At 40.3% G+C, this 11,945-nt stretch carries 13 protein-coding genes; 10 read left to right on the top strand and 3 right to left on the bottom strand.

The features are described 5' to 3' along the window. Nucleotides 1-118: 118 nt before the first annotated feature. On the top strand, nucleotides 119-517 hold the full coding sequence (locus tag LVY74_RS16320; RefSeq protein ID WP_237815936.1) for a hypothetical protein: 399 nt from the start codon (nucleotides 119-121) through the stop codon (nucleotides 515-517). A gap of 346 nt (nucleotides 518-863) precedes the next feature. Beyond that, nucleotides 864-1,175, top strand: a complete 312-nt coding sequence (locus tag LVY74_RS16315) for an ankyrin repeat domain-containing protein (protein ID WP_237815935.1) — start codon at nucleotides 864-866, stop codon at nucleotides 1,173-1,175. Between the two features lie 67 nt (nucleotides 1,176-1,242). Here LVY74_RS16315 and LVY74_RS16310 read toward each other — a convergent pair whose 3' ends face one another. After that, a complete protein-coding gene (locus tag LVY74_RS16310) occupies nucleotides 1,243-1,749 on the bottom strand; it encodes a lytic transglycosylase domain-containing protein (RefSeq protein WP_442862809.1) in 507 nt (168 codons plus the stop codon). Between the two features lie 396 nt (nucleotides 1,750-2,145). On the opposite strand from LVY74_RS16310, the gene LVY74_RS16305 reads away from it, so the two are divergent. The 8 genes from LVY74_RS16305 (at nucleotide 2,146) to hisC (ending at nucleotide 9,829) form a co-directional block, all read left to right on the top strand. Next, on the top strand, nucleotides 2,146-3,597 hold the full coding sequence (locus LVY74_RS16305) for an RNA polymerase factor sigma-54 (protein ID WP_237815933.1): 1,452 nt from the start codon (nucleotides 2,146-2,148) through the stop codon (nucleotides 3,595-3,597). Between the two features lie 161 nt (nucleotides 3,598-3,758). Next, nucleotides 3,759-4,097 carry a ribosome hibernation-promoting factor, HPF/YfiA family gene (gene hpf, locus LVY74_RS16300; RefSeq protein WP_237815932.1) on the top strand — a complete coding sequence of 113 codons (339 nt, stop codon included), beginning with the start codon at nucleotides 3,759-3,761 and terminating at the stop codon, nucleotides 4,095-4,097. Nucleotides 4,098-4,236: 139 nt separating this feature from the next. After that, nucleotides 4,237-4,488: a BolA family iron metabolism protein IbaG gene (ibaG, locus tag LVY74_RS16295; protein WP_111896057.1), complete on the top strand. Its 252-nt coding sequence runs from the start codon at nucleotides 4,237-4,239 to the stop codon at nucleotides 4,486-4,488. Between the two features lie 6 nt (nucleotides 4,489-4,494). Further along, nucleotides 4,495-5,754 carry a UDP-N-acetylglucosamine 1-carboxyvinyltransferase gene (murA, locus tag LVY74_RS16290; protein ID WP_151710026.1) on the top strand — a complete coding sequence of 420 codons (1,260 nt, stop codon included), beginning with the start codon at nucleotides 4,495-4,497 and terminating at the stop codon, nucleotides 5,752-5,754. A 3-nt stretch (nucleotides 5,755-5,757) separates the two neighbouring features. After that, nucleotides 5,758-6,453: an ATP phosphoribosyltransferase gene (gene hisG / locus LVY74_RS16285; RefSeq protein WP_151710027.1), complete on the top strand. Its 696-nt coding sequence runs from the start codon at nucleotides 5,758-5,760 to the stop codon at nucleotides 6,451-6,453. A 147-nt stretch (nucleotides 6,454-6,600) separates the two neighbouring features. After that, nucleotides 6,601-7,263 carry a DUF4272 domain-containing protein gene (locus tag LVY74_RS16280; RefSeq protein WP_237815938.1) on the top strand — a complete coding sequence of 221 codons (663 nt, stop codon included), beginning with the start codon at nucleotides 6,601-6,603 and terminating at the stop codon, nucleotides 7,261-7,263. Nucleotides 7,264-7,382: 119 nt separating this feature from the next. Next, nucleotides 7,383-8,690 (top strand): histidinol dehydrogenase, encoded by a 1,308-nt coding sequence (gene hisD, locus LVY74_RS16275; RefSeq protein ID WP_237815931.1) that lies wholly within the window; start codon nucleotides 7,383-7,385, stop codon nucleotides 8,688-8,690. A 53-nt stretch (nucleotides 8,691-8,743) separates the two neighbouring features. After that, nucleotides 8,744-9,829 carry a histidinol-phosphate transaminase gene (gene hisC / locus LVY74_RS16270; RefSeq protein WP_237815937.1) on the top strand — a complete coding sequence of 362 codons (1,086 nt, stop codon included), beginning with the start codon at nucleotides 8,744-8,746 and terminating at the stop codon, nucleotides 9,827-9,829. 70 nt (nucleotides 9,830-9,899) lie between these two features. Here hisC and pabB read toward each other — a convergent pair whose 3' ends face one another. After that, the gene (pabB, locus tag LVY74_RS16265) at nucleotides 9,900-11,252 is read right to left on the bottom strand and encodes an aminodeoxychorismate synthase component I (protein WP_237815930.1); all 1,353 of its coding nucleotides are present in this window, start codon (nucleotides 11,250-11,252) and stop codon (nucleotides 9,900-9,902) included. Nucleotides 11,253-11,349: 97 nt separating this feature from the next. After that, the gene (locus tag LVY74_RS16260; RefSeq protein ID WP_237815929.1) at nucleotides 11,350-11,898 is read right to left on the bottom strand and encodes an NUDIX hydrolase; all 549 of its coding nucleotides are present in this window, start codon (nucleotides 11,896-11,898) and stop codon (nucleotides 11,350-11,352) included. Between the last annotated feature and the right edge of the window lie 47 nt (nucleotides 11,899-11,945).

The raw sequence follows: 11,945 nt of genomic DNA, 5'->3' as shown, positions 1-11,945 counted from the left end.
GATAATTAAAACTAAATCGTGATATGACTGAATGGTCAAATAACTAAAAGAATATTCTGTTTCACATTTAATTAAAATTTGTATAAATAAAATACTATTTTAAAGAGATTTTAAATCTATGGTCATTGCAACTCAATATGATGTCAATATAACTGGTATACCTGATACTTTGCCTGAAGTGATTCATGTTTCTTATGATTTGTGGAAACTTGAAATAACGCTTATTTTTCCTGATCAACCAATTCCTGTCTATGTTAGCTTCTCTTCAATTGGTTTTCGCATTCTTGATGAAGGAGACTTGTTGGATTATTGGGATGATGAAAGTCGTGTTTCAGGATGGATATGGAAAATAAATTCTGGTGGATGGTTTGATCAGGAATCTGAACGAGATGGCTTCCTTCAGGGACAGTTAGCTAAGGTTGGATATGAAAGACCGCATGAGTATCTTATTCTTGGAATAAACGATTGTGTTAGTATTTTTAGTAAAGGAGAACCAAAAATTTCGATGGCTGAATAAACGATTTGTTTAAAGTAAATTGATTCACAATAAGAGTTAAGCCGTATAAAAAAGAATTTGTGTATAAATTATTATTAATGCAGTAATTTAAACACATCTAAGTCAATAGATTATATTGGTTACTAGAAAAATCAGGTAGAGGCTAATATTGTTTTCTAAAGTGGATTGTAAATTTTGCAGATAAAATTAAAAAGAAAGTTTGCTAGAAATTGACTTTCATATTCTGTTTGGAAGTGTATTTTCAAGATATATAGCATAAGATTCTCATCACATTTTTATCTAGATGTATCATAGAATTTGAGTTTTAATTATAGCTTGAGCACTAAAATAAAAAGGGTTATCTCCTATGAAACTCAATTCTTTCTCACCAATTCCTGAAGATGATGATGAACTTCATCTTCCTGAACTTGTTTACTGGTCATCTTTAGGGGATGTAGAACAAGTTGAGCAGTTATTGTTTGATGGTGCAGACCCGAATCAAGCTGATGATGAAGGTTATAGTGCATTACAAGCTGCGGCCGAAAATGACAATATAGATGTAGTCAAATTGTTAGTTAGCAAAGGTGCAAGAATTGATCATCGAACCCAATATACGGCACTTGAGCTTGCAGAAATGGCTGGAAATACAGAAGTTATTGCATTTTTAAAATCATTGTAATTCATTCATTTGTTTATTGTATATAAAAGCCCAAGTATTTGAGTTGGGCTGTTGTTTCTTGGACGGTTTATAACGCTGCTTTAAGTTCCTTTTCATGGTGCTTGACTTGGCGTGCGTATTTTTTTGCTTTATGGCGTGTCCAAAAACTAGATTCATAGCCTGTAGGTCCAACATTATAATATGCAGTAGCTTTAGACCAACTTCCAGCCAGTCCATAATAGTGATTTAAAATAAAGCTGCTACATTGAATGTTGGTTGCTTCATCAGATAAGTCACCTATGCAATGATCTTGCCAGTAACTTGGGATAATCTGTGCAAGACCAACAGCACCAGAAGATGAGCGTGCAGCACTATTATAATTAGATTCTTGCCGAATTAATGCGGCAATTAATACTGGGGAAACTTGATACTGATCCGCACTTTGAATAATGATTGGAGAGAGGCGCTGAGCCTTTTCAGGAGAAACATGATATGCTTTTTCCAAGCCTGAAGATAATTTTAAAGAACGAGCTACAACTGAACCACTATGAGGACCAAGTTGACTACAGCCAGCTAAACTGAATAAAAAGCTTATAAGAAGAAAGTTTTTGAAATAAAAAAGTTTTTTATGTGAAATCAACAAAGTATAAGTCCAATATATTCCAATAATGTCAGGATATTAATTTTATTAAATTTATAGGGTCAAGAGTTGTTAACTCTTTTACAGCAATTTCAAACCTGAGATTATGCCTTGATTTGCTCAGTAAAATAAACTGATTGATGGACTGGCTTAAGATCATTTTTGATATTTTCAAAAAAAATAAACTAAAGTTTTTATAGAGTTAAAGTGATTAAAAAAACAAATGAACTCATTATCTTGTGATAAGCAGCCGACATAATTTAGCTCTGCTTGTATGTTTTTTATTAACTATATGCTATAACCATAATAACGGCATAAAAATTGCTTGGGTCTCGTGGGATAGGAATCTTTATGAAGTTATCTGTAGGATTAAAAATAGCGAATTCATTGTCGCTTACGCCACAATTACAACAGGCTATCCGACTTTTACAACTTTCTAGCCTTGAATTAGAGCAAGAAATTCAGATTCAGCTAGACAGTAATCCATTACTTGAAAAAGTCGAGGACTTGTCTAGTGCGGAAACTGATAGCGATGCCGACCGTGAATATGAAAATAAAGATTTAACCAAAGAGTTAAATGCGGATTATTTACCTGATGATTTACCTGTTGATACGGAGTGGGATGAAGTCTATACCCATCAATCAACAGCATTGGGAACTTCTGAATTTGAAGAGCGTGAGGATAATCGTCAGAGTAATTTGAGTTTGCAAGAACATATGCAGAATCAGATTAATTTACTGAATTTCTCCAAAGTAGATCAATTAATTGCCTATTGTATTATTGATTCATTAGATGAAAAAGGTTTTCTAGATGCTGAAATTGTAGAGATTACCGCCTCGGTACAGCATTTATTACAAGAATTAGATTATGATGATATAGTTGAAAATGAAGAAGTTTTAGTTGTTTTAAAGCATTTGCAGCGCCTAGACCCGATTGGTATAGGGTCACGTAATTTAGCTGAATGTTTAAAAATTCAATTGGAATATTTACCGCCAGCAACGCCATCACGTTATGAAGCTTTAAAAATGCTGGAGTATTATCCGCTGCTTGTTTCTAATGATATTAATAAGTTAATGAAACAAACAGGATTAAATTCTGATCAATTAAAAGCATCAATTGAACTCATTAAGACATTAAAGCCGTATCCTGGTAGTGATTTTGAGTCGGGTGAATCTGAATATCAGATTCCAGATGTGGTTGTGACCAAAAAACAGGATCACTGGCAAGTTCAGTTAAATCCAGATGTGATGCCGAAACTTCGGGTCAACTCTTTTTATTCCAATATGATTCGACGTGCAGATCAAAGCGCAGATAATCAATATTTGCGTAATCAGATGCTTGAAGCTAAAAACTTTATCAAGAGTGTCGATGAACGTCATAAAACCTTGCTGAAAGTGGCGAGCTGTATTGTCAAACATCAAAAGGCATTTTTAGAGCAAGGCCCTGAGGCGATGAAACCTCTGGTGCTGCGTGATGTCGCTGAAGAAGTGGAATTGCATGAGTCCACGGTGTCACGAGTCACGACGAATAAATACATTCTGACGCCACGTGGTTTGTTCGAATTGAAATATTTCTTTTCAAGTCATGTGGGCACAACGACAGGTGGTGAATGTTCGTCAACAGCAATTCGTGCCATGATTAAAAAAATGATTTCAGCAGAAAATCCTCGTAAGCCATTGTCTGATAACGTAATTGCAAATTTATTGAAAGAAGAAGGGATTGATGTTGCGCGTCGTACAGTTGCCAAATATCGCGAATCATTGAACATTCCGTCGTCTTCTGACAGAAAAGTATTGATTTGAAGAAGTGAATTTGTTAATTCTAAAGATTCATTATGACAACATGATGAATCTTTTTTTCTTGGAGTGGCTTGTGATGTTGGAATGATAGTGAAATAAACTGTGATTGCATTCATCATCAGCCATGACGATCTTTATCCTGAGCATTCATGAGGGATAGTGGTATGCAGTTAACAATTCGTGGACATCATTTAACCATTACACCTGCGATAGAAGAAAATATTCGCACTAAGTTTGATCAAATGACCAAACATATTGATCAAGTGAATAGTATGCAGGTGAAACTCTCTAGAGATCATCAACTTGATAAACGTTCTCGAAAAGGGAGTGCCAATCATATTGCCGAGGCGATTATTCGTGTGCCTGGCGCTGAACTTTTTGCACAAGCGTGTGCCGATGACATGTATACTTCCATTAATAAATTAACTGAGAAAATGAAACGACAACTGGCAAAACATCGTAAAATGCAGATGATTTTTCCACAAGTTATTGTTCCAGTTTAATTTTTAACTTAAGGTAAAGAGGTTTTTTATAAACCTCTTTTTTTATGGCAATTTTACGATTGCCTAATGAATAATTTTTTTTAGATATAGTAAAATAGCCAGTTTTTACAACGTAGGTCTTACACGAGGTCTTTTACCCATGAATAGTGAACAGCTCACTGAAATTTTAAAAGCAACTTTTCCACATGCAGAAGTTGTTGTGAGTGGACAAGCTGGAAAGTTTGACCTACGTATTGTTGATGATCAGTTTGAAGGCAAACGCCCTGTTGCTCGTCAGCAAGCGGTTTATGCACCATTAAATGATTATATTGCCAGTGGCGCAGTACATGCTGTGACCATTCGTGCAATGACGAAAGAAGAATGGCGCAAAGCTAGCTTGTTTGGAGCTTAATGATTTATGGATAAATTTCTCATCCAAGGTGGTCAAAAATTAGAAGGTGAAGTCCGTATTTCGGGTGCTAAAAATGCAGCGTTGCCACTATTGGCAGCGGTGATCTTAGCAGATTCACCAATTCGTATTTCGAACATGCCAAACCTTCGTGACGTTAACACGCTAGTGAAGCTGATTGCTGGTTTAGGTGTGACGATTGAATATTCGGGTGATACGGTTACTGCGGATACGTCAACATTAAATAACCAATTTGCGCCTTATGACTTGGTGAAAACCATGCGCGCTTCGATTTTGGTGCTAGGTCCATTGGTCGCACGTTATGGCGAAGCGAAAGTCTCTTTGCCAGGCGGTTGTGCCATTGGTTCACGTCCTGTTGACCAACATTTAAAAGCATTAGAAGCTTTGGGTGCACATATTGAAGTTGAAAATGGTTATGTGCATGCCAAAGTTGACGGTCGCTTAAAAGGCGGCGAAGTTGTCTTTGATATGGTGACTGTAGGCGGTACAGAAAACATTCTGATGGCTGCGGCACTGGCCGATGGTGTGACCACGATTCGCAATGCAGCACGTGAGCCTGAAATTACCGATTTGGCGCAAATGCTGATTAAGATGGGCGCTAAAATTGAAGGTTTAGACACCGATACGTTAGTGGTGACGGGTGTTGAAAGCCTGCATGGTTGTGACTATGCCGTCGTCGCAGACCGTATTGAAACAGGTTCTTACCTTGCTGCTGCTGCAATTACAGGTGGTCGTGTCAAAACGACACATACTGATCCTGCATTGCTTGAATGTGTCCTCGACAAGTTTGAAGAAATGGGTGCCGAAGTCACACGTGGTGATGACTGGATCGAGTTAGACATGCAAGGTAAACGTCCGAAAGCGGTCAGCTTCCAGACTTTACCACATCCTGATTTCCCAACAGACATGCAAGCACAGATCATGGCGGTGAATGCGATTGGTCGTGGTTTTGCGACTATTTCAGAAACGATTTTTGAAAACCGCTTTATGCATGTCCCTGAATTGTCACGTATGGGTGCCAATATTCAGGTCGAAGGCAATGATGCAGTCGTAACAGGTGTTGAGCAACTTTCAGCAGCACCAGTTATGGCAACCGATTTACGTGCGTCTTTTTCATTGGTGCTAGCAGCACTTGCCGCAGAAGGTGAAACCTTGATTGATCGTATTTATCATATCGATCGTGGCTATGAAAATATCGAAGCGAAACTACAAGGTATTGGCGCAAAAATTAAACGAGTAAGTGGATAAGAAATGAACGAGTTTAGAAACGATGATCCGAATTTCAATGTGATGGGTAATTTTGATCATGGTTTAACCTTAGCCCTCAGTAAAGGTCGTATTCTCAAAGAAACGCTACCTTTACTGGAAACAGCAGGCATTAACTTGCTTGAAGACCCTGAAAAATCACGTAAATTGATTTTCCCGACCACGCATAAACTGGTTCGTATTTTGATTTTACGTGCTTCAGATGTGCCAACCTACGTGGAAAATGGTGCAGCAGATTTGGGTGTGGCGGGTAAAGATGTCCTTATGGAACATGGCGCACAAAATGTCTATGAACCATTGGACTTGAAAATTGCCAATTGTCGCCTGATGACTGCTGCCAAAGTGGGAATGGTTCGTCCTCAAGGTCGTTTAAAGATTGCCACCAAGTATGTGAACTTAACCCGCCAATACTATGCCAGCTTAGGCGAGCAAGTAGATGTCATTAAGCTGTATGGTTCTATGGAATTAGCGCCATTGGTCGGTTTAGGTGATTACATTGTCGACGTCGTTGATACAGGTAATACTTTACGTGCCAATGGTTTAGAGCCACTTGAAGAAATCTGCAAAGTCTCTTCACGCTTGATTGTCAATAAAGCCAGCTTTAAACGTAAGCAAGCGTTGTTAAATCCGATCATTTCTCAGCTTGAAACGGCTGTGAATGAACGTCAAAAGCAAAAATAATTGCTTGTGAATCAGAAAACCGCCAATTTTGGCGGTTTTTTTATGGCTGAGATTTTCAAAATCCGAGCGCCTTGTAACAAAATCCAATCATTCCACATCAATAAATACATGTTAAAAATAACGGCTGAAAAAGAAGTAGCGATGACAATGAAAACACCACAACAACGTAAAGAAGCCTCAATACATATCTTGAAACAGCATACCATCCCATATATTGATTGGTTACCAGTCATTGAATCTGTTGAAGAAATTGAAGCCCGAACTGCAGAACATATCGCCAAACGAGCCATTGCTTGTTTGTGGGTGATACAGGTTGCCTGTGATTTGGATAATCAGAAATATGATGATGAAACTCAGGAATTTGTTTTCGATGTTTTGAGTCGCATGCAGGTCTTGGATGAACTAACAGACAAAGAAAAGGCGATCTTAAATCGGGATGTGTCACAGCAAGATGTGATTAATATGATTTGGAAATACGAAGCTTATTGGGTTTTGCTTTGGGCTTTAGGCATCGTGGATGCGTTGAATTATCCTGAAAGTATTGTTGATTGTGACTTTGCGATTCAGGCAGTGACTTCAGTTGAATCTTTTGATGAGTTTATGCAAAAAGTCCAGTTGCGGGACATGGAAGAAATTTTAGATCAGGCTGATTTGATCTATCGTTATGACTGGGCATGTGTTGATGCACGCTTAAAACAACAGGTTGCTCCAGCAGGTCTCAATGCATCCGTGGTGATGGAACGTCATGCTGCATTAAACTGGTTGATTCAACGTGATGGGGATTGGGATCATCCTGATGTCAGCACCTAAAGATGATTCAGCAGCTCAAAAGTAATTTTCTATCAAGCTTTTGCGATAGATGTTGAGTTGTTGTCCACAAGTCAGTCGAAACAGGGTAAACTAAAACCTCATTTTTGTTTAAACACCTTGTGGGTAAATTGATGCGACGTTTATCGACTCAAGCGCAGGACTTCCAGCAAGCCTTCGCTGATTTATTGGCTTTTGAAACAGTCAATGATCCAGAACTGCTCAAAACTGTAGACCAGATTATTGCCGATGTGCGCCAACATGGCGATGCACATGTACTTAAACTTACTCAGCAGTTCGATCGACATCCAGCGCATCAATTTTCAGATCTTGAATTGTCTCAAGCTCAGCTTAAAGCAGCTTTTGAGGGGTTAAACGCTGAGGTTCGTGAAGCACTCGAACTGGCTGCCAATCGTATTCGTTCATTCCACCAAGCACAAAAGCAAGATGGCTGGAGCTATGTGGATGATTTGGGTAATACTTTGGGTCAGAAAGTTACGCCATTAGACCGCGTCGGGATTTATGTACCGGGCGGTTTAGCGTCTTATCCATCGTCAGTGCTGATGAATGCTGTGCCTGCACATGTTGCGGGTGTGCCAGAAATTATTATGGTTGTGCCTGCGCCGAATGGTGAGTTGAATCCCTTGGTTTTAGCGGCTGCCTATTTGGCAGGGGTACATCGCGTATTTACCATTGGTGGTGCGCAAGCTGTTGCGGCATTGGCCTATGGCACAGAAAGCATTCCACGTGTCGATAAAATCACAGGGCCGGGGAACCGTTTCGTGGCTGCGGCAAAACGTGCGGTGTTTGGTCAGGTTGGTATTGACATGATTGCAGGGCCATCTGAAATTTTGGTGTATGCCGAAGGTCAGAACGATGCCAAATGGATCGCGATGGATGTGTTGTCACAAGCCGAACATGACACAGTCGCGCAAGCAATCTTGATCACACCCGATGAAGACTTCTTAAATGAAGTGGCTGAAGCGATTGAAGAACATTTGGCTGCATTGCCAAAAGCCGAGATCGCCCGTACTTCGATTGCCAATCGTGGTGCATTGGTATTGGTCAAAGACCGCGCAGAAGCAGTTGAGCTGATTAATCAGGTTGCACCTGAGCATTTAGAACTTTGTCTCGATGATGCAGAAGCCATGAGCCAAGACATTCGCCATGCGGGGGCAATTTTCATGGGACGTTTTACTCCTGAAGCAATTGGAGATTACTGTGCAGGGCCGAATCACGTCTTGCCAACCTCAGGCACAGCGCGTTTCTCATCACCATTGGGTGTTTATGATTTTCAAAAACGCTCAAGTTTAATTATGTGTTCTGAGCAGGGTGTGAAAACACTGGCGAAAACCGCAGACATTTTGGCGCAAGAAGAAAACTTGGATGCGCACGCACGTTCTGCACGTTACCGTTATCAACCTGCTTAATGATTTATAGAAATTTGAGGGCTGTTTTTTCAGCCCTTTTTTGAGATGACATGATGAATATTTCAAATCAGCAAATGCGTTTTTGGAGCCCAGAAGTTCGTGAGCTTGAACCTTATGTACCCGGTGAACAGCCAAAAATCCAAAATTTACTTAAACTGAATACCAATGAAAATCCGTATCCACCATCACCAAAAGTGGTTGCAGCAGTGCAAGCCGTGTTGAATGATGGGGCGGATGTTTTGCGTTTATATCCAGACCCTGATGCAACGGCATTAAAACAGGCGATTGCCGTACAGCAAAATGTCGATGCTTCACAAGTGTTTGTCGGCAATGGTTCAGATGAAGTTCTGGCGCACATTTTTAAGGCATTTTTCTTGCAGGATCAGCCGATTTTATCGCCTGATATTTCATATAGTTTTTATCCAGTTTATAGCCAGTTTTTTGCGATCAACACCAAAACTGTGCCACTGAATGATGATTTTGAAGTTGATGTTGAAGATTATCAGCAGCCCAATGGCGGCATTATTATTGCCAACCCAAATGCACCGACCAGTGTCGCGTTGTCACTCGAAAAAATCGAACAGTTGTTACAAGGCAACCCTGACCGTGTTGTCGTGATTGATGAAGCCTATGTGGACTTTGGTGCAGAGTCTGCGGTGGTATTGGTCAACAAATACGAAAATCTGGTGGTGTGCCAAACTACATCTAAATCACGTTCTTTAGCGGGTTTACGTGTTGGTTTTGCAATTGCACAGCCGCATTTAATTGCTGCGCTTGAAGCAGTGAAAAATAGCTTTAACTCTTATCCGATTGACCGTTTTGCAATTGCCGCAGCGGTTGCATCCTTTGAAGATCAGGCTTATTTTGCAGAACATTGTCAAAAAGTGATTGATTGCCGTGAGCAGTTGGTGGCTGATTTGACTGCAATTGGTTTTAAAGTTTTACCATCGAAAGCTAACTTTATTTTTGCAACTTACCCTGAGCGTGATGCGGGTGAGTTGGCAGCGGAGTTGCGTGCACAAGGCATTATCGTGCGTTATTTCAATAAGCCACGTATTAATCAGTACTTGCGTATTACAGTTGGTACGACTGAACAAAATCAGCGTTTGGTTGATACCTTGAAGAATCAGATTTTATAAGCTGTTCCTAAAATAAAAAAACTCGCAGCCGAAACTGCGAGTTTTTTTATGGCTATATTTCAAGATCAGTTTAACCTTGCCATGTATTGAGTAAATTGAGCATGGCAGAAATTTTGTCAAAACATTCCTGATATTCCGCTTCGGCTTGTGAAGCAATGGTAATGCCACCACCTGCCCACATAGAGATTTCTTGTTGATATTTTTGCACTGAACGAATCAGAATATTCCAGCGACCTGTTCCATCTTGATTGAAGTAGCCTAATGAACCGCAATAGGCGCCACGGGGTTGTTGCTCCAGTTCAGCAATAATTTGCATGGCACGGATTTTCGGTGCGCCTGTAATGGAACCACCCGGTGAGGCTTTGAGCAGCATTTGTATCGGCTGAATGTCAGATTTCAGATTTGCCTGAATCTCACTCACCATGTGATGTACCTGTTCAAAACTTTCAATTTCAAACAGTTTATTGGTTTTGACGCTGCCAATTTCAGCATAAACACTCAGATCATTCCGCAGTAAATCCACAATCATCAAATTTTCTGCCTGATCTTTTTCAGACTGAATCAAGCGCTGTTTGGACTGTTGATCTTGCTCGGGGTCAGGATAGCGCGGCATGGTGCCTTTGATCGGGCGAGTGACAATCTGCTGCTGTGCCTGAAAATCAATAAATAGTTCAGGTGAACAACTCAGTAATTCAAAGTCACCGATTTTTAAATAACCTGCATAAGGTGCATTGGTCAGTTGCCAGAACTGCTCAGCCGTTTCTAGCAATAAACCTTGTGCCTGTCCGATAAATTGCTGGGTAAGGTTAATTTGGTAACAGTCACCTGCACGAATGTAGTCAATAATGCGATCAAAGGCTTGGATATATTCTGCTTTCGACCAGCGTGCTTGACAGGTTTGAGTCAGTTGAAACGCCGTTTTCGGTGCATCGACATCAAGTAGCGCATGTATTTTTTGGAAAATGTGTTCGGCAGTTTGGATGTCTTCTAAACTATAAAACACCCAGCCTTGTGTTTTTTCGTATTTGAGAAATGATAAATATTGCCCTAAATACAGTGCGGGTTGAGCATGTAAAGGGGCTGCAACATCTTGGCGAGCAGCATAATCATAACCGACAAAACCCATCCAACCCCCGTGGAACTGGGTTGCGGTTGGTGCTGTAGCATTGTTTTGGCAATTGACCCAATCTTCAAGCACAACAGGCGAGGATTGTTGCTGATAATGCCATGCAGCGTCACGAACAAAATGTTGGCTGTGCTGATCTTGAATCAGTTGGTATTGTTGCGGTAAGAACGCAATCACAGGGTGATCATCATCATTGAGATAGATTAAACCTGTGAGCTGTTGTAAGCGCAGCAAAATTTCAGCTGCGGAGAGATCAAATTGTGATAGTGCTTTTTGCAGGGAATAGCAACTGGACATATAACAATAGGTTGCAAAAAAGAAAGGCAAATAGTGAAGCAATTGACACAGATAATCAATGCCTAGTCGGAGCTAGGCATTGAGAGGGATTGTATTTTTAGCCTGTTTCGTCGATACGTGTACCAATGGTTTCATGGTGCAGTGGGAAAGCATTGGTTTTTCGGTCATTAAAATAGTGTTGTAAGGTATGCTGTACGCTTGGGAAAGCTAAATCCTCCCAAGGAATTTCATCTTCTGCAAACAAACGACATTCAATTGTTTCAGGGCCTGCACCAAATTTTCCATCTTTTAAGGCAGCTTTGAACAGCACATAAATTTGCCCGATACGGGGAATATTGTACATGCAGTACAGTTGTTCAATCTCTATTTCGGCTTCTGCTTCTTCAAATGTTTCGCGTGCTGCACCTTGCTCCATGGTTTCAAACAGTTCCATATAACCCGCAGGTAGTGTCCATAAGCCATAGCGCGGTTCAATGGCACGGCGGCAGAGCAGAATTTTATTGTCCCATGTCACCAAAGCACCACAAATAATCTTTGGGTTTTCATAATGAATATTGCCACAATGGGTACACACTTGACGGAATTTACTATCGCCCAAGGGAATTTTTTCGGCTGTAGGGTGTCCACATTTTACGCAGCAGTTCATAATAAATGATCAGTGAAAAAAGAGATGGTTCAGCATAACTGAAAAAA

It is taken from the genome of Acinetobacter sp. ME22 (genome assembly GCF_022012315.1).
Lineage (GTDB): Bacteria > Pseudomonadota > Gammaproteobacteria > Pseudomonadales > Moraxellaceae > Acinetobacter > Acinetobacter brisouii_A.
Note: the sequence above shows the minus strand (reverse complement) of the source record. Positions and strands in the feature narration are given on the sequence as shown.